Origin of the sequence: Rhodococcus sp. H36-A4, assembly GCF_027158005.1 — a bacterium.
Classification (GTDB): domain Bacteria; phylum Actinomycetota; class Actinomycetes; order Mycobacteriales; family Mycobacteriaceae; genus Rhodococcoides.
This window is the reverse complement of record NZ_JAPVLQ010000003.1, coordinates 564,216-588,850: the sequence shown is the minus strand read 5'-3', so window position 1 is coordinate 588,850 and position 24,635 is coordinate 564,216. Positions and strand designations below refer to the sequence as shown.

Genomic DNA, 24,635 nt, shown 5'->3' with positions numbered 1-24,635 from the left:
TGAATTTCTACAACACTCGCCGTAGGCACTCAACGATCGGGATGCTCAGCCCTCACAGTTACGAACAGTCACTTATCGCGCCCATCATGGCCGCGTGACCACTGTCCACTTTTCGGGGGGAACCTCACAGGTCTGTTGTTACCGATCTTGAGACCTAACGACTTACTATCCACTCCCTTGGCAGAGAATGAGAAGCCGTTGGACTGTTGAATCATGGTGTTGGATTGAGCTATGTACCTCTTGACTCCCCCGCCCATCTTCGGAGTGCATAATTCTGGATAGTCTTTCTTCAGTAGCTCGTTCGTATCCAGCTCGTTCTTAAACGACTGTAGGTGTCGGCTGGCCTGGTCCTCGGAGTCACTGAATGCTGCTATGAACTTCTTATGTCCGTGAGCTGCTGCCCATAATGGCAACAGGGTAAATAGCCATGTTGATTTACCGCTCGATCTAGGTGCTATCCAACAGTCTCGTCTGCCCTCGTTGGTGGTCCAGCTCTTCGCATAGTCGGTTATATCGATATGGAACTGAGCTAGTGATGCCTCGGTGTCACCCTGTCTAATCAGATGATGAAGTTCATATACGATTGCAAACATCATTGGATCGTTACGAGTCAGTACCTTACGACCGGCAGTAGATGTGAGTAGATCCCTCGGTACATCTTGTATGTAGTCGTATGGTGTCACGAAGCACCATTGGTTGAATCGTCAACCTTAGTCTTCTGGTATTTATCGAACATCTTTAGAGCGTCCGACTCTAGGCTGTCTTCCTTGGCAGTAAACGATGTGGCCTTACCGCGTAGTGCCTGGATCGAGTCGGTAGCTTTCTTCATGGCTGAAGCGACCTTGTCCAGCTCTACCGGTGTCAGGCCCCTGTTCTCCAGTAGCTCCAGGGATCGAGACAGTAGATCCTGTTGAGCTATCCGTAGCTCCGTCTCTTCGTAGAAGCTGTTGTACTGAGCTGCCTTGGACTTCAGCGCATCTAGTTCTATGACTACCCCGAACTCTTCGCACCACTTCTTCCCGGTAGCCCATGACTCTGGGTAACCGAGTTCCCTCTTCGCCTTGGCTAGTCCTGTGTCTCCGGCTAGCTCGGCAAATGTCCTACGTTCCTCTTCTGTGTACTTAGCGATGGTAAACATTCCTTTCTTGAATATGAATATCGTTGTCGAATCGAGGCCGGCGAGAAGCCAAGCTAACGACCCGCTAAACCTTGCTTCGCTTCGGTTTAGCATTGCAATCGAATGTGCCTTTAAGTTTAGGCGCTCGTTTGCTATATATACATTCAGTTATACATTTAGTTTTTTTGCATAGTAACTTTGTTCTTTTGTATATCGATCTAGCTCTATTGCGTACTTACATTCTAGCTGCTATCTGTGCTTTGCATATCTTGCAGATGATTCTGTTGTTGTATCTATAGTTGTTAGAGCTATTCAGCTCATGCCCGCCCCGGCAAAATTGCTTCTTACGACCTTCCCGGTCCTGTATGTTCTGCTGGTGTGTTCCTAGTAGTAGGTGATCTATGTTGATACAGCTAGGGTTATGGCATGTATGTCTTACCTCCAGTCCCCAGCCGATTTTACCTTTGTTCTGCATATAGCTGAATCGATGGGCTAGGTAGTTCTTACCCTGGTACTTGAGTATGCCGTAGCCGTCTGGGTTCTTTGCTCCAGACCATATCCAGCAATCGTGCGTATCTATCTCATATCTGAGTTCTTTGTCGTATTTCATATAGGTTCATCTACTAGTCACTACGTCAATGCAATGTAGTGACTCAATTGATTATACCTAAATCTGTACATTCTCGTGTACAGGAACTACAACAACGGCGAAGTCCTCGACGGGAGAACCGTCCGGTATGGTTCTCCCATGTTGACAGCGATCCTGCCTGGTCTACGCGACCTACGGACACCACTAGCTACTGGCTATTTATGGTTGGTAGCAATGTTCCTTGCTTTTGCGGATATCCTGCCCACCGCAGAATCAGAAAATGCTATGATCGCTCAGGTTTTTGATATCGCTAGCGGACTCGGTACAACGGCTATACTCGCCGTTCTGTCCTTTGTGGCGTATCTCATTGGATCGGCGCTTAGCTTGGAGGACCTCAATCTGGACTCAATGACAGCGGCCTTACGCCGCTATCCAGTGAAATTCATTAGAGAGAAGCACGTAAGAAAACAACCTCGTCCTACCATAGACGTCCCGTATAGCGAACATCTACTAAGTCATTTTGAAAAGTTTGCAAACGACACAGTGACTAACTACGAGACTGCTTTGAACGCTTACGAGATAGATACTAACGGTCACGACTATGAACTTGCACCGTTCAGAGGCTTCTTCCACGGCAAAGGATCATTAGGCAATGTCGATATGATGCACCGCGAAAAACTAATCCAGTTCCAGTCTGCCATCGACGACGAAAGCGCGATCATCGCGAATAAGCTACATAGCGACGAGTCACCGCTTTGGAATGACTACGATCGCGAATTGGCCGAGGGTAACTTTCGTGTCAGCGTCACGCCTCCACTATTTGTAATCGCAATCTTCTTGTTCATTAGATACTGCTTCGAAGCTGGGATTTCTTGGCAGTTACTGTTAGGGTTTATCGCAGTCGTTATCTCGCTAACACTTGTCTACACAGTATTTGTACGCGGAATCAAACGGCTGACAGCAGCATCCGACATCATTCAGTTGGCCGTTGTAATCGACCCCTCACGATCGCCCTTTTGGGTCAGCGTGACCCAGTACGCTGATGATATGAGAAAGATTTCCAAATCCCGTCGATAAGTAGATATGTATTCAGAATCCAACTAAGCTCCTGCGTATTTTCCCGACCAGTACCGCATAGCCATCTTTATCCTTAGCGGGTCTACATCTCTAGTTCGGTAGCTACTTGTAGCAATTGCTCGATGCTCTCGAAGACGCTGTCTAGCTGTCGCTGATTGGGATTGGGAACTGCTATGACGTTAATCTTAGGCAACTTCTTTATCCTCCTGCCCCGACATATCGGCGGTACTGTCTTCGTTCGGTGTAGTGGCTATATGGCTATCAGAATCGATAGGTCTAGGTACTACTGCTCTGTACTCTTCAAGACTGGCAGAGTTGGATACTGTCAGTTCGTCTACTTCTCCCGCGCTGCTATCAACTGCTCTGTTGTACGAGTGCGTACGGGTGTTGGTTCTTTTTCACCACTTTAATCCTTTCGTTTGGTTTATGCTTTGTGTATTGCTATATATTTGTCCTTCGGACGGTATTGCTTGCAGGGTTCATAACTAACTCTTAGTGTTCCGACTCGTTCCTCGTCGGTAGACCTTGTTTACAGAAGGACAACAACTTGTAAATATCTCAGTGTTTTGTATTGCAGAGAAAGATTCCAAGGTACAGCCCCGGCTTGCCGGGGAGTGTTAGAGACAACATCCTTAATGCCAACAACTCAATAACTTTAGCTATGTTCTCTGCAATTGAAGAAGTACCTACGGGGCGAAGCCCCGCACCTTCATTTCAACAATTATCGTTCTTTGCTAGAGTTATCTAGTTGTTGTGTATTAGGAATGATCTACGAGGCTATGTCTCGCTCGTACTTTTCAAATTGACTTGTCTTTGTTAAGTTTTCGTACTTATTTCTGCTATTCAATTTTTGTGTATTATTTCTTTATATTCCCGATCCCCTTAAGGGCACATCTATGGGTAGAGAGAACATAGTTTGCCTATGTCGCCTCTGGTTAACTTCCCTTAGATTGTTTGTATCCTTCTCAGTGCAAAGGAACCTATTACCCGTTAGCCTCTTCTCACAGCACCACCGGCGATTCCACTACCAAACTAAGTTCTCAGGGCTGACTTAAACCCTCTCGATCGAACAATCCTGATACACATGCTCGTCATGCGTACTGATAAATACAGGCTCACCCGGTGCCCCCTGGAGCATCGAGACCATCTGACTAGTCCATACAAAGAAAGACACTTACTAGTAGCCTGGAAGTCCCTAGTAAGTGTCTTTACGATAATGTACAAGATTAGGTAGATTTCCAGGCTACTAAGCTCTTTTTCGTACCTTAGTAGTATACCATTTTACGGACATTCTTCGCTTTGACGAAAGTGCATCTATCTGGTTTTGCTTGTTTATCCAGAGGCCCTTTATTGCTTCCCTAGAAGTATGACAGATAGGGCGCAATGAATGCTACTGCCTACGAGCTGGTGGATATTATATGGATTGCAGACTACGGTTATCTACTAGTGCATGTAACGCTTCATCGAGCCAAACCGACTACGCAGTATGAACAAACTGAGAGTTGCCGCAGTCGCCCTGTCCGTCCCGCTGATCCTGTTTGTAGCCTTGGGAGTCGCCAATGCCTCCCCCCCTAGTCCCTACCCGTATCCGTGGGCACCTGAGTGGGCTAGGCCGGGAGTCGAGGCAGTCGGGTTCGTGATCTCAGACTTCCTGGTCAATGTCCTGCAACCAATCCTGAATAGCATCGGTATCTACTACTGATAGAACAGTGCCCCAGGATCTCCCCTAGGGCACTGTCAGCCTATATTGCCGGGTAGGACTACGGCTTAATGTGGCAGAATGATTGGTCGTAACCTATTTCATTCTGACATTCAATATTATACTCCGACTTCATGACTTTTTCACGAAATAATATTCGATTGCCACTGGAACCGGGTCGCTACTGATTTTCTTCCGCTCCTCAACTGTTGCTTCGTAGACGTTTTTCTTGTCCACGATGTAGCCCTTCATCTCAATCTCGTGGACTAGACTAAGTGCTTCATCGTTTTGCGTGTCGTAGTCGAATGTCTGAGTATCGCCATCCGGTACGTAGACTCTGACCTCGTGTTCATACATTCAATCTTCCCTTCGACTGAGTAATGGTGTCATCTGCATTATATCGCCTCGACACGGCAGTACCCGACAGGCTCGGGTAGTTCGAGCTGCTTTATATTGAACTTCACTCCTCTACCGGCAGGCTTGATACCTATCGCCGGAAAGAATCTGCGGATTGTCTCGCGCTTCTCGTCCATCGGTGACCGTTGGAACTGTCCTGCCCTTCCGGACAAGGTAGAGAGCATTACGTCGTTAGCGAGTACTACTGCCAGCTTAGATCGTTGCTTCTGTAGTGCCTCGTTCTGATCCAAGAAAGTGACCATATCAATTCTATTTGCTTTTCGAGCCTCTGACAGTAGTTCAATGTCAGATTCGATTTTGTCCAGCTCGGTTCGATCTGCTGCCTTCGGCATAATCGGCAATCTACGAATTTGAAGCATAGTCAACATTTCGATTGTGTCATTGATCGGCTTACGGCTACGACTGACCTTGCCACAACCTTTAGGTGTCGGACAGATATAGCTTTCGTATTTACCGTTCTTCCCTGCCGCTAGCTTCGTATGACAGTTGGCGCAGTAGAGTAGACCCGATAGCAGATGTGAGGCTTTGGTGATCCTCTGACGACCCTTACGGCGCTTCAATTCGAGCTGTAGTCGGTCCCATAGATCCCGTTCGATAATCTTCGGCCATTTACCCTCGGCCACTATTTCACCCTGAAAAGAACGCAGTCCGGTGTAGGCAGGATTGAGAAGTAGACGACGAATATCCTTAGGTTCCCATGTAGCACCGGATCGTTTGGGTATGCCTCGACTATTCAGATCCACGGCTAGGGCATACAGCGGCAGACCTCTTAGGAAGTCATGGGCTAGCTGAACTACGACTTTGGCCTCGGCAGGGTCGATCTCTTCCCGCTTCTTGTCGGCATACCCGTACAGACGGTATCGGCCTGGTGCAACCATCCCCTGTTGGGCTTGGTATCGCTGCTTGGCTACAACCCGCTCGGCTGTCTGCTCACGCTCGTATGCACCGAATATCCCGCGTATACCTGCCTGCATACGACCCGCTGCCGTATCCAGATCGATCCTGCCACCCTCGGACACTGAGTGACTGGATACGCCGTGTTGGGTTATCAGTCGGTTGAATACCAACATATCTAGCGTGTCTCGGCTGAGTCGGTCGCTCCGATAGCAGACAACAGACTTGACGATTCCTCGGCCTATATCGGCCTTCAGTCGCTCGAACTCAGGACGATGTACACCAGACTTCCCTGATAGGGCATCGTCGGTGTAGTCGGCTACAGGGCCTAGGTTCTGATCTAGTGCGTACCTACGGCAGGCATCGGCCTGGACCATGACAGACGGTGCCTGGTCCTCGGTGTCCGTTTTGGTGGACTTACGGCAGTAGATAGCAGTTGACACGGTATTCCTTCCCTCGGCTCGGAGGTATCCCTCAAGATACCTTTAGAGTCGAGGAACGGATACGGATACCAGTCGACGATGGGGCCGCGGATCAGAGTGTAGATCCCGTAGGCGAAGGGAAAGGCAAGCCAGATCAGCGACTGCGCCTCGGAAATTTTCCGACGCGACGGCACCACGATCCAGTCGATCAGAATCACCACCGGCATGATTCGATGAACCACGTTGTTGGTCCACGGATCCGCGACGCCGACGTCGATCCCGGCGAGAAGAACGGCGTAGATGATCCCGGTGATCACCATGTACAACGTCACACCCCCGCGGAACAACTGCCAGCGCTCCCCCTGCGGGTCTGCCACCCCGCCCACGGTAAGCACTAGGACAGTCAGAACATTGCTGAGCACGGTGAAGTAGCTGAAGTAGTTGGAGAGCGAGAACGAGCTACTGTCCAGGCCCTGTGCGACGATCCACGAGAGCGCGGCGAACGTGAGCGCAGCAAACAGAAGTCGCAAAGCCCTCACGGGCACGGGTGTACCGAGTACAGCGGGGGCTTGCCGCGAGGTCGTCATAGTCGATCTTGGCACGGCCAGGAAGTGATTTCCCCACGTTTGCGTCGGGCAGTCCTGCTCTCGCGCCACCGGGCAGATACCCTGGTGGGCAGCATGTCCACATCAACATCCCCGTCTTCGAGTCTCAGACGCACCCTGACCACCCGACTTTCGTCGGTCTCCGTGCGCGACGCCCACCGCCTCCGCCGCAAGCTCGAACGTGCCCGCACCGACGATGCCCTGGCAGCGATCGAACCCGAGATCACTCGCGCCGAGACTCTGACCGCCAACCGGCGGGCCGCGCTCCCGACGATCGAGTACCCCGAGGCGCTTCCGGTCAGCCGTCGCAAGGACGACATCGCCGCCGCCATCGAGCAACATCAGATCGTGATCGTCGCCGGCGAAACCGGATCGGGCAAAACGACACAGATTCCCAAGATCTGTCTCGAACTGGGCCGTGGGATTCGAGGATCCATCGGACACACCCAACCCCGTCGACTCGCTGCCAGAACAGTTGCCGAGCGCATCGCCGAGGAGGTGGGCGAGACTATCGGACAATCAATCGGTTACAAGGTCAGATTCACCGACCAATCCTCGGACTCGACACTGGTCAAGCTGATGACCGATGGAATTCTCTTGGCCGAGATTCAACGGGACCGGATGCTTCGGCAGTACGACACACTCATCATCGACGAGGCTCACGAACGAAGCCTGAACATCGACTTCATCCTCGGCTACCTGGCTCAGCTACTCCCCCGCCGGCCCGATTTGAAGGTGATCATCACCTCCGCAACGATCGATCCGGAACGATTCGCCCAGCACTTCGCCCGGGACGGTGTACCGGCCCCAATCATCGAAGTGTCCGGCCGCACGTTCCCCGTGGAGATGCGCTATCGGCCCCTGACGGTCGACGCAGGCGAGACCACAGTCGACCGAGATCCCGTCGACGCGGCATGCGATGCCGTAGACGAACTCATGGCCGAAGGTGAAGGCGACATTCTCGTCTTCCTCTCCGGGGAACGCGAAATCCGCGATACGGCCGATGCGTTGCGCGATAGGCAACTACGCAACACCGAGGTCGTACCCCTTTACGCTCGCTTGTCCGCCGATGAACAGCACCGAGTATTCTCCTCGCACACCGGCCGCCGCGTCGTTCTCTCGACCAACGTCGCCGAGACGTCACTGACGGTTCCCGGGATCAGATACGTCGTCGACCCCGGTACCGCGCGAATCTCGCGCTACTCGTTGCGCACCAAGGTCCAGCGACTCCCTATCGAGCCGATTTCGCAGGCATCGGCCCGTCAGCGGGCAGGTAGGTGTGGCCGTGTGGCCGACGGAATCTGCATCCGTCTGTACTCCGAAGACGACTTCGATGCACGGCCACCGTTCACCGAACCGGAGATCCTCCGCACCAACCTCGCTTCGGTAATCCTGCAAATGACCTCCCTTGGCCTGGGCAAGATCGATGCATTCCCCTTTGTCGAGCCGCCCGATCCGCGTAGCATTCGCGACGGAATCGGTTTGCTCGAAGAGTTGGGGGCGTTGAAGCCGTCCTCGAACACCGGCGAGTCCGAGCTCACACCGATAGGGCGCGAGCTGGCTCAGCTTCCAGTCGATCCGCGCATGGCCCGCATGCTCGTGGAAGCGAACAAGACGGGCGCGCTCGCCGACGCTCTCGTCGTTGTTTCTGCGATGTCCATCCAGGACGTTCGCGAACGTCCAGCCGAACACCAGCAAGCAGCCGATGAGCAGCACGCAAGATTCACGGCTCCGAACTCGGACTTCCTGTCGTACACAGCACTATGGGAATACCTTCGCGACCAACGAAACGACCTGTCCTCGAATCAGTTTCGAAGAATGTGTCGAAACGAATTCCTGCACTATCTCCGTGTGCGCGAATGGCAGGATCTGCACGGTCAACTACGTCAGATCACCAGAGGTCTCGGCTGGACTGTGCCCGACGCGCCGAGCTCGCACGATTCGTTGCATCAGGCGCTCCTGGCCGGCCTCCTTTCGCACATCGGAGTCAAAGAAGGTGACAAACGCGAATTCCTTGGTGCCCGCGGAACCCACTTTGCGATATTCCCCGGGTCCGGGCTGTTCAAAAAGCCTCCACGCTGGGTGATGGCGGCGGAACTGGTCGAGACCGGACGTCTGTGGGGCCGGATGGCGGCCCGAATCGAACCCGAATGGGCCGAACGACTCGCCCCACATCTGGTGAAACGAACGTACTCAGAGCCACATTGGTCCACGAAACGCCAATCTGCCATGGCGTACGAGCGCGTTACCCTGTACGGACTTCCCCTCGTGACCGGCCGACCGGTCGGGTACCACAGCATCGATGCAGAAGCGTCACGCGAGCTGTTCATCAGACATGCACTGGTACAAGGTGAATGGACGACGCAGCATCCGTTCTTTCACAAGAACCGCGCACTGCTCGACGACGTCGGCGAACTCGAGAATCGGGCCCGCCGTCGCGACATCGTTGTCGACGACGATGCACTCTTCGAGTTCTACGACGCCAGAATCGGGGCGGAAGCCGTTTCCGCTCGCCACTTCGACACGTGGTGGAAGAAGACGCGACGCACGACGCCGGATCTACTCGACTTCACGGCATCGACCGTCGTCAATCCGGATGCTGCATCCGTACTCGGTGGGGAGTATCCCGATGCGTGGCGCCAGGGCGAGGTCCAGTTTCCGCTGACTTATCAGTTCGAGCCCGGTTCTGCCGCCGACGGAGTCAGCGCCCGCATCCCGATCGCCCTGCTCGCGCAGGTTCAACCGGTCGGATTCGACTGGCTGGTCCCGGGCATGCGAGCAGAACTTGTCAGCACACTGATCAAACTGCTGCCCAAGACTTTACGACGCAACGTGGTGCCCGCTCCCGACTTTGCCGTCGCCGCACTGAGGGCGATGAAGCCGAGATCGGAACCCGTTCTCACCGCGCTGGCTCGTGAACTCTCACGGTTGGGTTCATGCCGGATCGATCCGGCAGACTTTCAGGTTTCAGAGCTCCCCGACCATCTCCGGATGACGTTCGTCACAGTAGATACCAACGGAGAGGTACTCGGATCGAACAAGGACCTGACCGCCCTCCGACAGACCCTGTCTCCGCGAGTGAACCGCGAAGTCGCCAGTGCGGTCGGCCAAGCCGAGCGGGCGGCAACACTGGCGTGGACGTCGTCGACTCTGGGGACTCTCGAGCAGACAGTCTCACGTTCCGTCGGCGGCCAACGAGTCACCGGATATCCCGCACTCGTACCGGAAAACGGCGGCGTCGCAGTCCGCGTACTGAGCACGCCGGCCCAGCAACGTGCCGCAATGCGCAACGGCACCCGGGCTCTGTTGAGCGAGCGTGCACCGCGCGGCACCAAGGCCCTGATCGCTGGAATTCCGACCAAAGAAAGAATCGCACTCGGACAGAATCCGTACGGCAGCATCGAAGCACTGCTCGAGGACTGCCGCACGACAGCAATCGACGAGTCGATGAGTACTCACGGCGGTCCCGTACGCTCGCCGGAAGATTTCGAAGCACTGGTCAAGTCGGTGAATGCCGAGGTAACCGAACGCACGTCTCGGGTACTCGCACTGATTCGACCGATTCTGACTGCAGCTATGGAGCTTCGAGCTGCACTCGAGCGAGCCAACGGCGACGCCGCCGATGACGTCCGCGAACAACTAGCCGGTCTGGTGTTCGATGGCTTCGTATTCGAATTCGGCTCTGCCAGGCTCACTGAAATCCCCCGGTACCTCACCGCCGCCACTCGGCGACTCGGCTCACTACCCAGCAGCGCGAACCGGGACGAAACCGGTCTGAACGTACTCGATCGAGTCTACGAGGCATACGACCGACTGCTGAAGTCGCTTCCGGAAGCCAGACAGCAGAGCAAACCAGTGCAGGAGATCTTCTGGATGATCGAGGAGTTGCGAATCCAACTTTTCGCACAAGGAATTCGTACGGCGTACCCGATATCGGAAAAAAGGATCACAAAAGCAATCCAGGCCATCAGCCAACAGTGACGGCCTCGCGTCGACCACATTCACGCCCGTCCAACGCACGCGGTCGTCAGTCGACAGTGGCAGCTGACTGTCGTTGCTCGCGAAGATCCTGAATTTCTTTCTCGAAGTCCTCGGCCGAGCTGAAAGACTTGTATACCGACGCGAACCGAAGGTACGCAACCTCGTCGAGATCGCGAAGCGGACCGAGAATGGCCAGTCCGACCTCGTTGCTCGGGATCTCGGCCGATCCGGATGCCCGAACTGCATCCTCGACCTGCTGAGCCAACAGATTCAGGGCGTCGTTGTCGACATCTCGGCCCTGGCAGGCGCGACGGACACCTCGCACCACTTTCTCGCGACTGAAGGGCTCGGTCACTCCGCTGCGCTTCACTACAGCCAGGACAGCGGTTTCCACTGTGGTGAAGCGGCGTCCGCACTCCGGACATGAGCGACGACGACGGATCGCCTGACCTTCGTCGGCCTCGCGAGAGTCCACCACGCGGGAGTCAGGGTGCTTGCAGAACGGGCAATGCATGTAAGAGCCTCCGTCGTAGCCGTCACACCATCTCGTAGGTAGCGCAAGAGGTGCAGGAACCGAGGATACTCGGACTGCTACCGGACCCAGTGCCGCGTACCTGGCTAGATCCCCGAGGAGTGCTTCGGGCACCGACCTTCGAGGTGGCAGGTCTGCGGAAGGAGGCACTGCTGCATCACTGGCCTGAGTCGGTGGCCGTGGCGAGGTCCTGCACGGTAGTACCGAAGAAACCACCGTGCTCCACGACCGCAACATCCCCCGCTGCGCCGCTGTCGAGATGTCCGGCGCGTAGATTGGCCAGCCCAACCAAGCCCAGAAGAACTATGACCGTGAGCAGCACTCCCGCGATCGTCGCGGTCCATGAAATCGTCTGACCTGACGTCTCGTCGTCGAAGCGTCGATCGGCGGAGCTCTGATCGACGAACCGGTTCCCGCCACTCTGTGGCGCGGCGGTGTGAAGATAGTGCCGACGCTCGAGTGACGCGCATGACGTGCGCGGCCGAGAAGTACGGACAGACGACGCCGAGCGTGCTGTGCGATCGAGGGTGTCGCGATCGAGGGTGTCGCGACCGCCTGCACTGCGACCGCCTGCACTGCGACCGTCTGCACTGCGACCGTCTGCACTACGACCTGCTGCTGCGAGACTGGTGAGAGCTCTTGGGCGCTCTGTCGTGATGCTCATCGGAACCTCCACTGCGGTGTACAGATCGACCGTGACGATGCCCGCGGGTGCCGCGATATTCACCTTTGTTCGATCAGGCGTTCGATGAACGCTTGTTCGAAGTTCTATCACGCGACTCGGACAATGTCAGCAGAAGTTACGACACGGATCGAACAGATGTTTGATCGAACAGGGATTTCGGGCTAGATTCGTGTCAGAAACCACACGTCACATCCACACCACGCGTTCGGGCCACTCGAGCACTCGAGAAGTCCCGGCAGGGGAAGGCGATGCAGGAGGATGAACGAATGAAAGAAGAGACCTCGTCAGGGTCACCGAAGTCCACAGGCAAAGCAGTCGGGAAGGCACCCGGGAAGACGAAGGCTACGGCACCGAGCGCGAAATCACGCGGAAGTGCCACCGGCGGAAAGACCGACGCGCCGGTCGCCAAGATTGCCGGAACTGCCAAGGCAACCGCAACCGCCAAGGCGACCTCGGTGCCGACGGCGAAGGCGTTCGAAGGTGAGGGCACCGACATCAATGCGGGTCTGACCGAACGTCAGCGCAAGGTTCTCGAGGTCATCAGAGCATCGGTGACCGAGCGTGGCTACCCGCCGAGTATCCGGGAGATCGGGGATGCGGTCGGGTTGACCTCTACGTCGTCGGTCGCTCATCAACTTCGAACGCTGGAGCGCAAAGGCTTCCTCCGACGTGATCCAAACCGCCCACGCGCAGTCGATGTACGCGGCCTCGACGAGGTACAGGCAGACCACGCTGCAGCCGTAGCCGACGGGTCGGCGCCTGCGGAAGATCAGCTGCCGACCCCGACGTTCGTTCCGGTATTGGGACGAATCGCTGCCGGCGGTCCGATTCTTGCCGAGCAGGCAGTCGAAGACGTTTTCCCACTCCCCCGCGAACTGGTCGGCCAGGGTTCCCTGTTCCTGCTGAGAGTAGTCGGCGAGTCCATGATCGAAGCAGCAATCTGCGATGGCGACTGGGTGGTGGTTCGACAGCAGAGCGTCGCCGACAACGGCGACATCGTTGCGGCCATGATCGATGGCGAAGCCACGGTGAAGACGTTCAAGCGCACCAAGGGTGAGGTATGGCTGTTGCCGCACAACCCTTTGTTCGAGCCGATCCCGGGCAATGACGCAGCCATCCTCGGCAAGGTCGTCACGGTCATGCGCAAGCTCTGATCAGCGAGTTCGTACAGATTAAGGGCCGCAACCTCTCGTTTCGAGGTTGCGGCCCTTGATCTGTATCGGTTGGAAGGTGAGTGTTAGAGATTCAGTCCTCGCCCGATGATTTCCTTCATGATCTCGGTCGTTCCGCCGTAGATCGTCTGCACCCGAGAGTCCATGTACGCCTTGGCGATCGGGTATTCCTTCATGTATCCGTATCCGCCGTGCAGTTGCAGGCAACGGTCGATGAGACGCACCTGATTCTCCGTGGTCCACCACTTGGCCATAGCGGCTTCCTGGACCGTCAGCTTGCCGTCGTTGAGCAGTTCGATGAATTTGTCGACCATGATCCGTGAGGCCGTCGTCTCGGTTGCCAACTCCGCCAGCACGAATCGTGTGTTCTGGAATTTGCCGATGGACTTACCGAAGGCCTTGCGATCACGGCAGTACTGAATTGTCATGTCGAGCGCCGACTCCATAGCGGCTGCTGCGACGACCGCAATGGACAGTCGTTCCTGAGGCAGGTTCTGCATCAGGTAGATGAAGCCCATCCCCTCCTCACCGAGTAGGTTCGCGGCCGGCACGCGAACGTCGGTGAAGCTGAGCTCAGCCGTGTCCTGCGCCTTCATCCCGATCTTGTCGAGATTGCGTCCACGTTCGAAACCAGGCATGTCGCGCTCGACAACGAGCAAGCTGAATCCCTGCGCACCCTTGTCGGGGTCGGTGCAGGCTACGACGATGACGAGGTCGGCATTGATTCCGTTGGTGATGAACGTCTTCGACCCGTTGAGGACCCATTCGTCACCATCACGAACGGCCTTGGTCTTGATTCCCTGCAGGTCGCTACCGGTACCGGGCTCGGTCATCGCGATCGCGGTGATCAACTCACCGGAACTGAATCCGGGTAGCCAACGCTGCTTCTGTTCTTCGTTCGTCAGATTGATGAGGTATGGCGCCACGACGTCGTTGTGCAGCGTGAATCCGATTCCGCTGTAGCCGCCGCGGGTCGTTTCCTCGGTGACGATGGCGTTGTAGCGGAAGTCCTTGACACCGCCACCGCCGTACTCCTCCGGCACGTCGGTGCCGAGGAATCCCTGCTTTCCAGCTTCTACCCACACCCAACGATCGACGAGATTCTGCTCTTCCCACTTGGCGTGGTTCGGCGCAACGTGTTGGTCGAGGAACTTGCGGTACGACTCGCGAAACATGTCGTGCTCGGAATCGAATATCGTGCGTTCCACTTCGGTCTCCTTCGAATTGCCAACCGGCGACACAATTTTTCACCGCCGGTGAACTGACGTCATTCGAGCCTACGGCCGAATTGGTAACACGGTCGATGACCGAGCCGCGCGGAATCGGTGACCGAAGACAGTGCTGCTATCGGCGCTGTGTGCGAGAAAGGGCGCGCAGCACGGGATAGCCGACCAAGATTCCGACCGATCCCCAGGCGATACCGCCGAGCTCCACCGACCCGACCGTCAGCGTCAGATCGCCGATACCGGCAACGATGGCCGCAGCAACGACAACGAGGTTGACAGGATCGGTGAAATCGACCTTGCTATCTGACCAGATCCGCACACCCAGCAGGCCGATCAGTCCGTACAGAACCAGTGTCGCGCCACCGATGACTCCGTCCGGGACCGTGAACACCAACGCGCCGAACTTCGGCGAGAACGCGAGCACGACGGCCGTCACCGCGGCCACCCAGTAGGCCGCGGTCGAATACACGCGGGTCGCCGCCATCACGCCGATGTTCTCGGCGTAGGTCGTCGTGCCCGAGCCACCCGCAGCACCTGCCAGCGTCGTCGCCAATCCATCTGCGATGAGTGCGTCTCCGGCGAGGTCGTCGAGTTTCTTACCCGTCATTGCCGACACTGCTTTGACGTGGCCGACGTTCTCGGCCACGAGAACGATGACAACGGGTAGTGCGATGAGGACGACGGACAATTCGAACGTCGGTCCGCGGAATTCGGGAATACCGATCCATTCTGCAGCCCTCATCGCGTCGAGTTTGACGTCGGAGATCTGCCCGGACAGTGCAGCGAAAACCCATCCGACGATGACACCGACGAGGATTCCGAGGCGGCCGAGCAGTCCCGGGCCGGCGACGGTCACCAGCAGAATCGCCGCGAGAGTCACGGCGGCCACGAGCGGCTGCGCCTCGAACGACGACGTCGCTGCGGGAGCGAGGTTGAGTCCGATGAGAACCACAACTGCACCTGTGACGACCGGAGGCATCACCGCTTCGATGAGTCGTCCGCCCGCGAACTTGACGATGACGCCGACGAGGGTCAGCACGACGCCCACGGACATGACGGCGCCGAGCTGCGCGGCAGGGCCGCTGGCCTGTGCCGCGCTGAGCGGTGCGATGAAGGCGAACGAGGACCCGAGATAACTGGGAATCCGCCCCCGCGTGATCACGAGGAAAAGGGCGGTACCGATGCCCGAGAACAACAGTGTCGTGGTGACGGGAAATCCGGTCACTGTGGGGACGAGCAACGTGGCGCCGAACATGGCGATGACGTGCTGCATACCGATACCCACGGTTCGCGGCCAGGACAAACGCTGGTCCGGTGCTACTACCGCCCCTGGCTCGACGTTCTTGCCGTTGCCGTGCAGGGTCCATCCGAATTGTAGTCTCACGGCTTCGAATCCTAGAGCCCGTCGCTTAGTCACTCGTTCAGGATCGACGCTGCCGCCTCACGTGCCGCGGTGGCACTGTCGGTCTTCGACGCGGCCGCGGCCGCGCGCCGGCATTGCTCGAGCGTGACCGTGGACAGTTTCGCCCCTACGTGTGCAACTGCAGCCGACGCAGCGGACAGAGACGTGACACCCAGGCCGACCAGTACACACGCCAACAGAGGGTCGGCGGCGGCCTCTCCACACACTCCAACCGGCTTGCCCACTGCCATACCGGCCTTCGCGGTGTGGGCGACCAACGCGATGACCGCTGGCTGCCACGGATCGGTGAGCGATGCGAGTTGGGAGGACATCCGATCGGCAGCCATGGTGTATTGCGCCAGATCATTCGTTCCGATCGACAGAAACTCCACATGCTCGAGAATGTGCTCGGCGAGCAGCGCCGCGGCCGGAACCTCGATCATGACACCCGGAGTCAAACCCCTCTCGCGGACGTCGGCGGCGAACGCGGCGGCTTCGGCCGCGGTGGCAATCATCGGTGCCATCACCCAAGGCTTCGAATTGGTTGCTGCAGCAGCCGCGGCGATCCCGTCGAGCTGACGATAAAGAATTCCTCTGTCCTGCTCGGCGATTCGGATGCCTCGAATACCCAGTGCGGGGTTTGCCTCGTCCGGATGATTGGCGAAACGTAGGGGCTTGTCCGATCCGGCGTCGAGGGTACGAACGACAACCTTGTGCCCGGCGAACGCATCGAGAACTTGACCATAGATTTCGGCCTGCTCATCGACGGTCGGTTCCGAGTCGCGGTCCAGGAAGCACAGTTCGGTGCGAAAGAGTCCGATCCCGTCGGCGGCAGTCTTCCGCGCTGCGCGAGCTCCCGCGCCGTCCTGAACGTTGGCAAGGATGTCGACTCGGTGACCGTCTGCTGTAACTCCGGGCCCTGCCCAGTGGGACACCCGATCCAATTCGGCTCGAGCCGAGTCCACCGAGGCTTTCGCGAGGGCAGCATCGGGCTCGAGCACGATATCGCCGGTGATTCCGTTCACCAGAGCGGGAGCACCTTCGGCTACGTCGTCGAGCCCCGTGACGGCCACGACGCACGGGATGCCGAGCTGACGCGCAATGATTGCGGTGTGGCTTGTCGGTCCACCGAGTGATGTTGCCAGTGCGAGAACCAGACTCGAGTCGAGTCCAGCCGTGTCAGCAGGCGCCAAATCGTCGGCGAAGAGTACCGAGGGTGTCTCGGGAGTCGGAACCCCCGGCTCGGGGATCCCCAGTATTTCGGCGATGACACGGTCGCGGATATCACGGAGATCGGTCACGCGCTCGGCCATCAGACCGCCGAGCTTGGTGAACATTGCGATGAACTGCTCGGTTGCGGCGACGGTTGCCGAGGTGGCAAGAGCACCCTTCCCGATAAGTTTCTCGGCGGCGCCGATCCAGCCTCGATCCTGGGCCATCGCCGCATTTGCCGAGAGCACTTCCGACGCTGCTCCGGTGGCCAGTTCCGCACGTGCGCGCAGTCTCACCGAAACATTCGCCGCGCTCGAACGGAATCGTTCGAGTTCGGTTCCTCGTTCCGCCTCGTCGACGACAGTCGTGTCGACCGGGACGTCCGGACGCTTGCCCGGGCGGATGACCGGGCCGTACCCGACACCCGGGACTACCGGCGTTCCATGCAGAACCGACGAGCCCGACAACGTCAGGGCTTCTCCTGCAGCCGTGGCACCTTCTCGTGTATCGGCTCGAAGCGATCCCGCCATGCGTCCTCCTCGGTTTCTGGAACAAGTGTGGTGTGACTCGTAGAACTACCTCTGATGTGACTGAGATTACTCTTTGCTCTTGACATGTCAACACATACGGGCGTAAAACAACATAAACCAACAATAGTTCGGAGGGAGGCGCAGGTGTACGCAGAAGAGCGCCAGCAAGCAATCGCCGAGGTAATCAGCAACCGCGGTCGAGTCTCCGTTGCAGATCTGTCGACCACATACGGCGTGACGACCGAGACCGTTCGACGCGACCTTGCCGTCCTCGACCGCCTCGGGGTTGTCCGAAGGGTCCACGGTGGAGCAGTTCCAGCGTCGGCCTTGACCGCCGCCGAACCGGGCGTCGGCGAGCGCGAGTACACGCGGGCCGAGCAGAAGGACGCAATAGCGGCCGCAGCTCTCGCCTACCTCCCGCTCAACGGTGGTAGCGCCGTGTTCGATGCCGGAACCACCACCGGTCGACTCGCCGCCCTTCTCGGCAACGAACGCGAGCTGACACTCATCACCAATTCGATTCCCATCGCTGCTCGTGTCGCACCACTGACGGGGGTGAGTCTTCGTGTTCTCGGCGGTCGAGTCCGTGGTACGACACAGGCTGCCGTGGGCGAGGAAGCGTTGTCGGCGTTGGAATGGCTGCGCGTCGATGTGGCATTCATCGGGACCAACGCACTCAGTGTGGGGCACGGGTTGTCCACGCCCGACAGTGACGAGGCCGCCGTGAAACGAGCGATGGTGCGCACCGCAAACCATGTCGTCGTGCTGTCGGATTCATCCAAAATCGGCCGCGAGCACCTCGTCAGCTTCGGTCGCCTGGACAACATCGACGTTCTGATAACCGACGACGAGATCGACGAGATCGATCGTAAGAGTTTGACCGACAACGGAATCGAGGTCGTGATCGCATGATCCTCACACTGACAGCCAATCCGAGCATCGACCGGACAGTCGTGCTCGACTCCGAACTCGTCCGCGGCGGGGTGTATCGAGCGCGGGCATCGGTCAGCGATCCAGGAGGAAAGGGCGTCAACGTGGCCCGGGTCCTGACCTCGTCCGGAGTGCAGGCGATGGCCGTCCTACCTGCAGCGCCGACGGATCCGCTCCTCTCCGCGTTAACCACGAAAGGCGTCCGTTACTGCGCTGTACCGACGAGCGGACAGGCTCGAACCAACATCACCATCAGCGAACCAGGTGGAACTACGACCAAGATCAACGAACCGGGAGCAAGCCTGACCGTAGCCACTCGGGAGGAATTGTTCGACGCTGTTCTCGATCTGGGCCGGGACGCCGCATGGGTCGTACTGTCCGGATCGCTTCCGCCTGGCATCCCCACCGACTGGTACGCAAGCATCGTGCAGGCGCTACGCGATACACCGTCGAAGGTTGCCGTCGATACTTCCGACGCGCCGCTCCTTGCGCTCGCTGCCTCGTTCCCCGAATCTGCTCCCGACTTGGTGAAGCCGAACTCCGAAGAACTCGCTCAACTCACCGGAGCGAATGCCGAAGAATTGGAACGCGCTGCTGCGGCGGGCGATCCGACGGCTACGGTCACCGCCTGCCGGATACTCCTCGATCGGGGAGTCGGCGCAGTACTCGCGACGCTCGGCAGCGCGGGAGCGGTACTCGTCTCCAACGAGGGCGCATGGTTCGCGACCCCACCTCGGATCCAGGCCCTCAGCACCGTGGGGGCGGGCGATTCCTCGCTTGCCGGCTACATCCTCGCCGATATCGAACGATGCTCGGGTGCGGACAAGCTCCGCCGAGCCGTTGCCTACGGCACAGCGGCTACCGCTCTGCCCGGCACAACGTTGCCGACGCCCGAGCAAGCGCACCCTGAATCGGTGACGGTACGGGCGCTCGATTCACCGCATACCAGCTCGCCTATCCCCCCGACCTCATCCCCCACCCGTTCGTCGACACACTCCTAGGAGCGAAGTCATGTCCACACCAACCAGCGATCCCGCGATCATCGCGGAGGAGCTCATCCTCCTCGATGCCGATCTCGGTGCCTCCAAAGATGCTGTCATCGAACGACTCTCGGAGCTACTCGCCTCAGCCGGTCGTGCCACCGATGCGGCCCCGCTCCGCGAAGCAGCCCTGGCTCGCGAGGCTCAGTCTGCTACCGGCCTACCAGGCGGGATCGCCATCCCGCACTGCCGTGCAGAGGCAGTCACCTCGGCATCCCTCGGTTTCGCACGGCTCGATCCCAAGGTCGACTTCGGAGCACCCGACGGTCCGGCCGACCTGGTGTTCCTGATCGCCGCCCCCGCGGGTGCCGGCTCAGCCCATATGAAGCTGCTCTCCAGTCTGGCTCGCGCCCTGGTCAAGCCAGAGTTCGTCACCGCGCTTCGAGATGCCCCTTCGGGGGCCGACATCGTCGCGCTGGTAGAGGGTGTCATCAACCCGGCGGCGAAGGCCCCTGCAAAGACTCCCGCGAAGGCTGCGGCGACTTCCGTTCCAGAAGCCTCGGCCCCGGCGGCCACTCCTACTGCCAAGCACATCGTGGCGGTGACGGCATGTCCCACCGGAATTGCCCACACCTACATGGCTGCTGACTCTCTCGTCGCCGCCGGTGAGCGCGCTGGGGTCACCGTGCATGTGGAGACGCAGGGATCGAGCGGTAGCACTCCCCTCGATCCGGCTCTGATCGAGGGCGCCGAGGCCGTCATCTTCGCCACCGATGTCGGCGTCAAGGGCAAAGAGCGATTCGCGGGCAAGCCCGTCGTGTCCTCGGGTGTCAAGCGCGCGATCAACGAACCCGACGTCATGGTGACCGAGGCATTGCGCGCCGCCGAAAATCCCGATGCCGCACGTGTTTCCGGAACCGCGGCAGCAGCAGGATCGGCCAGCACCGGCGCAGGAGAACTGGGCTGGGGCACACGCATCCGACAGATCCTGTTGACCGGCGTCAGTTACATGATTCCGTTCGTCGCGGCGGGTGGTCTGCTGATCGCTCTCGGCTTCCTGCTGGGTGGATACGAGATCAAGGATGTCGCCGAGGACATCGTCGTCAACAACTCCCTAACCTCGCTTCCCACCGGCGGGCTGACCGCCTATCTCGGCGCAGTGCTGTTCCAGATCGGCGCCCTGTCGTTCAGCTTCCTGGTGCCTGCACTCGCCGGCTACATCTCGTATGCCATCGCCGACAGACCCGGCCTGGCGCCTGGCTTCACGGCAGGCGCTGTGGCCGTGCTGGTCGGTGCAGGCTTCATCGGTGGTCTCGTCGGCGGTTTGATCGCGGGCTTCGTCGCACTGTGGATCAGCAGGTGGAAGATCCCGACGGTTCTCCGCGGTCTCATGCCCGTCGTCATCATTCCGTTGTTCGCCACGTTGATCGTCGGCGCCATCATGTTCCTCGTGCTCGGCAAGCCGCTTGCCGCCATCACCAGCGGACTGACCAACTGGCTCAACGGTCTGACCGGCAGCTCGATCATCATCCTCGGCATCATCCTCGGACTCATGATGTGCTTCGACCTGGGCGGACCGGTCAACAAAGCTGCTTACGCGTTCGCCACCGCAGGTCTGTCCGTCACCGACACCGCGTCGCTTCGAATCATGGCCGCAGTGATGGCGGCAGGAATGGTCCCACCTCTTGCTCTTGCCCTGGCGTCGGCTGTCCGCCCCAAGATCTTCACCGAGGCGGAACGCGAAAACGGTAAGGCTGCGTGGTTCCTCGGTGCTGCATTCATCTCCGAGGGCGCCATTCCGTTCGCCGCAGCAGACCCGCTGCGCGTCATCCCGTCGATGATGGCAGGTGGAGCGGTCACCGGCGCACTGGTCATGGCAATGGACGTGACGCTCAGTGCGCCACACGGTGGAATCTTCGTATTCTTCGCCGTCGGCGGAATCCTGTGGTTTTTGGTCGCCCTCGCGGCAGGCACGATCGTCTCGGCAGTGCTGGTCATCGCAGCGAAGCAGTTCGTCAAGGGCAAGAACTCGCCCACCGAGGCAGAGCTCGACCCCGATCTCGTCACAGCCTGATCGACAACCCTCGCTACACACAACCAAGGAGCACTTCATGCCCAGCACCACAGTCACCGTCGGATCGTCCATCGGCCTGCACGCTCGACCCGCAGCTCTCATCGCCGACGCCGTTGCCGAAGCAGGCGTCGACGTCACCCTGGCGGTCGAAGACCAGGAGCCGGTCGACGCCGGATCCGCGCTGATGATCATGACCCTCGGCGCCACCAAAGGGACCGAGGTCGTCGTCGAGAGCGAGGATCAAGCAACACTCGACAAGATCGTGGCGCTGGTCGCCGCAGATCTGGACGCCTGACGTCCTGTCGCGTCACCTGCGGCGTGCAGTCCTGACGCCGTAGGCGACCGACAACAGAACGAGAACACCCGCGACGGCCATCGCACCGAGTACCCATCGGCTCTTCGATTCGGACTCGGCGCCGGCCGTCGCGAGTTGTGTATCGGTACGTTCGGCGACCACCAGATCGGTTGCACCACGAAGCATCTGGATAGGGGGTAGCGGAACAGCCGCTGCCCCCGACGCGACTGCCCCTGACACGACTGCCTCCGACACGACTGCCTCCGACGCGACGAGAAGGTTTCCATCCAAATCGAAGGCAAGCGCCTCACCCTGGGGTTGCTGGGGTGCCGCGACAACGACAGGATCGCTGCCGAGGGCCTCCACGATATCGCCGTCGTGGACACCGAACAGGTAGACATCGTTGTACGTTCGGACCGCGACGACGGTGCCGTCAGCACTGATCGCCCCTCCGGTGGCCAAAATCGAACCAGCGACGAAGGGCGGACCACCGGGAGTTGCGGTGCGATGGAAGGTCAACTCGCCGACCTTCTGCAGTGGCGTCGGACCGGGTGAAGGCAACCGATCGACGGTGGCGTCGCCGACAGGGATGTAGATCCCGCTGACTCCGGAAAGCTCCTTGGTCACCACGATCGGCCGTCCTGACGGCTCGATCAGCAGAGTCTCCGCGTCGTGTGGTCCGTCCGGATACGTCAGACGATGCAGTTCACCCGCACCGGTCGAGGGGTCCATGCCGGTGATCGCGACGGTGTCGCGGCGCGCACGGTTGTCCCCGGTGTCAGACAGCCATAGGCGTCCAGCGTGCGAGGCAAGATCTTCGACATCGTAGGGATCGACAGGAAGGTCGAGCCAACGGGCGACTGCACATTGCTCGTCGAGCACAGCCAACCGATGATCGGTACCGCTGTCGCCGATCGCATAGAGCACACCGTCGATCGAGGTCAGACCGGAAAGCTCTTCGAGACCCGGATCCACGGGGCTGCAATATGTTTCGAACTGCACGCTGCGAACCTCGGGTGCCGCACTCGCCGGTGCGGCCCCGAGAAGTACACACGTGAGCGCCCCTGCAACCACAATCGATCGCATCGACTCAGGCAGGTGCTACTGCAGCGCCGACGGCGAACTCGGCGAGCACCGAGGCAAGCGCCGTAGGCACCCGAGCCTCGACGCGTGTGCCCTCGGCCTCGTGCGAAGAGTGTGTGATCCGGCCTTCGGTGTGGATCCGAGCGACGAGATCGCCACGCGTATACGGCACCATTACGTCGACCTGGGCTTCCGGCCAGGCAAGGACGTCTCCGAGATGATCACGCAGTTCTCCGATTCCCTCGCCCGTCCGTGCAGATACGAAGCGCGCTCCCGGGAACAACCCACGAAGCTGGGTCAACTGCACCGGATCTGCGGCATCGATCTTGTTGACCACGATCAGTTCCGGCGGCATCTTGGACTCGCGTTCCTTGACGACGTCCATGATCACTTCGCGAACTGCGGTGATCTGGTCCACGGGAAGCGGATCGGAACCGTCGACCACGTGCAGCAACAGATCGGCGTCCGTCACTTCCTCCAAAGTCGAACGGAAGGCTTCCACCAGTTGGGTCGGCAGATGTCGCACGAATCCGACCGTGTCGGTGAGCACGATCGCGCGGCCGTCTTCGAGCGTCGACCTGCGAGAGGTCGGGTCGAGGGTGGCGAACAGTGCGTTCTGTACGAGCACACCCGAACCGGTAAGTGCATTGAGAACACTCGACTTGCCTGCGTTCGTGTACCCGACGATCGCGATGGACGGCACAGTGCTCTCGAGGCGACGCTCACGCTTGGTGTCGCGAGCCTGCTTCATGCCTTTGATCTCCCGCCGAAGCTTGGCCATACGCTCACGAATGCGTCGCCTGTCGGTTTCGATCTTCGTCTCACCGGGACCACGAAGCCCTACCCCGCCATTGCTTCCCGCCCGACCACCAGCCTGCCGGGACATGGACTCGCCCCAGCCGCGAAGCCGAGGAAGCATGTACTCCATCTGTGCGAAGGCCACCTGCGCCTTGCCCTCGCGGGAGGTTGCGTGTTGAGCGAAGATGTCGAGGATCAACGCCGTCCGGTCGATGACCTTGACCTTGACGACCTTCTCCAGTGCATTGAGCTGAGCCGGGGTCAATTCACCGTCACAGACCACGGTGTCGGCGCCTGTCGCCACGACGACATCGCGGACCTCTTTGGCCTTACCGGAACCGATGTAGGTCGCCGCATCGGGCTTGTCGCGTCGCTGCACGAGCGCTTCCAGTACCTCTGATCCTGCAGTTTCGGCCAACGCAGCCAGCTCGGCCATACTGGATTCCGCTTGTGCTGCGGTGCCGCTGGTCCACACGCCGACCAAGACGACTCGTTCGAGCCGCAACTGCCGGTACTCGACCTCGGTGACGTCCTCGAGCTCGGTAGACAAACCTGCCACACGACGCAATGCAGTGCGTTCTTCGAGCTGCATGTCTCCAGCGGACGGAGAAGACTCGTCAGCGGGGAGCGGTGATCGGGCGAGTCGACGCGACCAGGCATCGGACTCCTGCCGAGTCCACGACGAGCTTTGCTCTGCTCCACTGTCCTGCGGGGCGGCAGACTCAGTCGTGTCGCGCTCAGCCGTGTCCGGCCCTGAGGAGAGCTGCCCAGTGAGGTTCTGCTCAGTGAGGTTCTGCTTCACTGAATCCTGCTGTTCTGAATCCGTTATATCGTCATTCCTCGAGTCGGAATCGCTATCGATTCGATGTGTGTTGGTCATGCACCGTCAATGATCCACTAAATCACCAGCGCATG

Annotated in this window: 19 protein-coding genes; 7 read left to right on the top strand and 12 right to left on the bottom strand. The window is 58.9% G+C overall.

What is annotated here, in order from left to right:
- Positions 1 to 679: 679 nt before the first annotated feature.
- Positions 680 to 1,231 (bottom strand): hypothetical protein, encoded by a 552-nt coding sequence (locus O1W68_RS11845; RefSeq protein WP_269303695.1) that lies wholly within the window; start codon positions 1,229 to 1,231, stop codon positions 680 to 682.
- Positions 1,232 to 1,352: 121 nt separating this feature from the next.
- Positions 1,353 to 1,727: an HNH endonuclease signature motif containing protein gene (locus tag O1W68_RS21620; protein WP_442972336.1), complete on the bottom strand. Its 375-nt coding sequence runs from the start codon at positions 1,725 to 1,727 to the stop codon at positions 1,353 to 1,355.
- A 138-nt stretch (positions 1,728 to 1,865) separates the two neighbouring features.
- Between O1W68_RS21620 and O1W68_RS11840 the strand changes: the two genes are divergently transcribed.
- Positions 1,866 to 2,783, top strand: a complete 918-nt coding sequence (locus O1W68_RS11840; protein ID WP_269303694.1) for a hypothetical protein — start codon at positions 1,866 to 1,868, stop codon at positions 2,781 to 2,783.
- A gap of 1,831 nt (positions 2,784 to 4,614) precedes the next feature.
- On the opposite strand, the gene O1W68_RS11835 is transcribed toward O1W68_RS11840, so the two are convergent.
- Genes O1W68_RS11835 through O1W68_RS11825 form a run of 3 tightly spaced genes read right to left on the bottom strand, consistent with a single transcriptional unit; the run spans position 4,615 to position 6,802 of the window.
- Positions 4,615 to 4,839 (bottom strand): hypothetical protein, encoded by a 225-nt coding sequence (locus tag O1W68_RS11835; protein ID WP_269303693.1) that lies wholly within the window; start codon positions 4,837 to 4,839, stop codon positions 4,615 to 4,617.
- 38 nt (positions 4,840 to 4,877) lie between these two features.
- Positions 4,878 to 6,170: a recombinase family protein gene (locus tag O1W68_RS11830; RefSeq protein WP_269303691.1), complete on the bottom strand. Its 1,293-nt coding sequence runs from the start codon at positions 6,168 to 6,170 to the stop codon at positions 4,878 to 4,880.
- A complete protein-coding gene (locus O1W68_RS11825) occupies positions 6,134 to 6,802 on the bottom strand; it encodes a Pr6Pr family membrane protein (RefSeq protein ID WP_269303690.1) in 669 nt (222 codons plus the stop codon). Before O1W68_RS11825 ends, O1W68_RS11830 begins: the two co-directional genes overlap by 37 nt.
- A gap of 93 nt (positions 6,803 to 6,895) precedes the next feature.
- Here O1W68_RS11825 and hrpA point away from each other — a divergent pair, with 93 nt between their 5' ends.
- Positions 6,896 to 10,801: an ATP-dependent RNA helicase HrpA gene (gene hrpA, locus O1W68_RS11820; protein ID WP_269303688.1), complete on the top strand. Its 3,906-nt coding sequence runs from the start codon at positions 6,896 to 6,898 to the stop codon at positions 10,799 to 10,801.
- 46 nt (positions 10,802 to 10,847) lie between these two features.
- On the opposite strand, the gene nrdR is transcribed toward hrpA, so the two are convergent.
- Together nrdR and O1W68_RS11810 are read right to left on the bottom strand one after the other, a co-directional pair.
- The gene (nrdR, locus tag O1W68_RS11815) at positions 10,848 to 11,315 is read right to left on the bottom strand and encodes a transcriptional regulator NrdR (RefSeq protein WP_269303786.1); all 468 of its coding nucleotides are present in this window, start codon (positions 11,313 to 11,315) and stop codon (positions 10,848 to 10,850) included.
- A 175-nt stretch (positions 11,316 to 11,490) separates the two neighbouring features.
- Positions 11,491 to 12,060, bottom strand: a complete 570-nt coding sequence (locus O1W68_RS11810) for a hypothetical protein (RefSeq protein ID WP_269303686.1) — start codon at positions 12,058 to 12,060, stop codon at positions 11,491 to 11,493.
- A gap of 413 nt (positions 12,061 to 12,473) precedes the next feature.
- On the opposite strand from O1W68_RS11810, the gene lexA reads away from it, so the two are divergent.
- Positions 12,474 to 13,172: a transcriptional repressor LexA gene (gene lexA, locus O1W68_RS11805; protein ID WP_084348973.1), complete on the top strand. Its 699-nt coding sequence runs from the start codon at positions 12,474 to 12,476 to the stop codon at positions 13,170 to 13,172.
- Positions 13,173 to 13,255: 83 nt separating this feature from the next.
- On the opposite strand, the gene O1W68_RS11800 is transcribed toward lexA, so the two are convergent.
- From O1W68_RS11800 to ptsP, 3 genes are all read right to left on the bottom strand, one after another.
- Positions 13,256 to 14,398 (bottom strand): acyl-CoA dehydrogenase family protein, encoded by a 1,143-nt coding sequence (locus O1W68_RS11800; RefSeq protein ID WP_186626660.1) that lies wholly within the window; start codon positions 14,396 to 14,398, stop codon positions 13,256 to 13,258.
- 136 nt (positions 14,399 to 14,534) lie between these two features.
- On the bottom strand, positions 14,535 to 15,800 hold the full coding sequence (locus O1W68_RS11795; RefSeq protein ID WP_269303684.1) for a uracil-xanthine permease family protein: 1,266 nt from the start codon (positions 15,798 to 15,800) through the stop codon (positions 14,535 to 14,537).
- Positions 15,801 to 15,829: 29 nt separating this feature from the next.
- On the bottom strand, positions 15,830 to 17,560 hold the full coding sequence (gene ptsP / locus O1W68_RS11790; RefSeq protein ID WP_269303683.1) for a phosphoenolpyruvate--protein phosphotransferase: 1,731 nt from the start codon (positions 17,558 to 17,560) through the stop codon (positions 15,830 to 15,832).
- A gap of 144 nt (positions 17,561 to 17,704) precedes the next feature.
- On the opposite strand from ptsP, the gene O1W68_RS11785 reads away from it, so the two are divergent.
- Genes O1W68_RS11785 through O1W68_RS11770 form a run of 4 tightly spaced genes read left to right on the top strand, consistent with a single transcriptional unit; the run spans position 17,705 to position 21,839 of the window.
- Positions 17,705 to 18,472 (top strand): DeoR/GlpR family DNA-binding transcription regulator, encoded by a 768-nt coding sequence (locus tag O1W68_RS11785; protein ID WP_269303681.1) that lies wholly within the window; start codon positions 17,705 to 17,707, stop codon positions 18,470 to 18,472.
- Positions 18,469 to 19,491 carry a 1-phosphofructokinase family hexose kinase gene (locus O1W68_RS11780; RefSeq protein WP_269303680.1) on the top strand — a complete coding sequence of 341 codons (1,023 nt, stop codon included), beginning with the start codon at positions 18,469 to 18,471 and terminating at the stop codon, positions 19,489 to 19,491. The genes O1W68_RS11785 and O1W68_RS11780 overlap by 4 nt, the downstream gene beginning before the upstream one ends.
- A 10-nt stretch (positions 19,492 to 19,501) precedes the next feature.
- The gene (locus O1W68_RS11775; protein WP_269303679.1) at positions 19,502 to 21,544 is read left to right on the top strand and encodes a PTS fructose transporter subunit IIABC; all 2,043 of its coding nucleotides are present in this window, start codon (positions 19,502 to 19,504) and stop codon (positions 21,542 to 21,544) included.
- A 37-nt stretch (positions 21,545 to 21,581) separates the two neighbouring features.
- On the top strand, positions 21,582 to 21,839 hold the full coding sequence (locus tag O1W68_RS11770; protein WP_269303677.1) for an HPr family phosphocarrier protein: 258 nt from the start codon (positions 21,582 to 21,584) through the stop codon (positions 21,837 to 21,839).
- A 12-nt stretch (positions 21,840 to 21,851) separates the two neighbouring features.
- On the opposite strand, the gene O1W68_RS11765 is transcribed toward O1W68_RS11770, so the two are convergent.
- Both O1W68_RS11765 and hflX read right to left on the bottom strand, forming a co-directional pair.
- A complete protein-coding gene (locus tag O1W68_RS11765) occupies positions 21,852 to 22,925 on the bottom strand; it encodes a hypothetical protein (protein WP_442972335.1) in 1,074 nt (357 codons plus the stop codon).
- 4 nt (positions 22,926 to 22,929) lie between these two features.
- Complete coding sequence (gene hflX, locus O1W68_RS11760) at positions 22,930 to 24,522, bottom strand: GTPase HflX (RefSeq protein ID WP_269303675.1); 1,593 nt, start codon at positions 24,520 to 24,522, stop codon at positions 22,930 to 22,932.
- Positions 24,523 to 24,635 lie beyond the last annotated feature (113 nt).

What these genes read in the sequence shown, in the direction of transcription:
- nrdR (WP_269303786.1), bottom strand. Translation starts at nt 11,315, where the DNA reads ATGCATTGCCCGTTCTGCAAGCACCCTGACTCCCGCGTGGTGGACTCT.
- hrpA (WP_269303688.1), top strand. Translation starts at nt 6,896, where the DNA reads ATGTCCACATCAACATCCCCGTCTTCGAGTCTCAGACGCACCCTGACC.
- O1W68_RS11825 (WP_269303690.1), bottom strand. Translation starts at nt 6,802, where the DNA reads ATGACGACCTCGCGGCAAGCCCCCGCTGTACTCGGTACACCCGTGCCC.
- O1W68_RS11765 (WP_442972335.1), bottom strand. Translation starts at nt 22,925, where the DNA reads ATGCGATCGATTGTGGTTGCAGGGGCGCTCACGTGTGTACTTCTCGGG.
- O1W68_RS11840 (WP_269303694.1), top strand. Translation starts at nt 1,866, where the DNA reads ATGTTGACAGCGATCCTGCCTGGTCTACGCGACCTACGGACACCACTA.
- O1W68_RS11830 (WP_269303691.1), bottom strand. Translation starts at nt 6,170, where the DNA reads ATGGTCCAGGCCGATGCCTGCCGTAGGTACGCACTAGATCAGAACCTA.
- O1W68_RS11770 (WP_269303677.1), top strand. Translation starts at nt 21,582, where the DNA reads ATGCCCAGCACCACAGTCACCGTCGGATCGTCCATCGGCCTGCACGCT.
- O1W68_RS11780 (WP_269303680.1), top strand. Translation starts at nt 18,469, where the DNA reads ATGATCCTCACACTGACAGCCAATCCGAGCATCGACCGGACAGTCGTG.
- O1W68_RS11835 (WP_269303693.1), bottom strand. Translation starts at nt 4,839, where the DNA reads ATGTATGAACACGAGGTCAGAGTCTACGTACCGGATGGCGATACTCAG.
- O1W68_RS21620 (WP_442972336.1), bottom strand. Translation starts at nt 1,727, where the DNA reads ATGAAATACGACAAAGAACTCAGATATGAGATAGATACGCACGATTGC.
- O1W68_RS11775 (WP_269303679.1), top strand. Translation starts at nt 19,502, where the DNA reads ATGTCCACACCAACCAGCGATCCCGCGATCATCGCGGAGGAGCTCATC.
- O1W68_RS11845 (WP_269303695.1), bottom strand. Translation starts at nt 1,231, where the DNA reads ATGCTAAACCGAAGCGAAGCAAGGTTTAGCGGGTCGTTAGCTTGGCTT.
- ptsP (WP_269303683.1), bottom strand. Translation starts at nt 17,560, where the DNA reads ATGGCGGGATCGCTTCGAGCCGATACACGAGAAGGTGCCACGGCTGCA.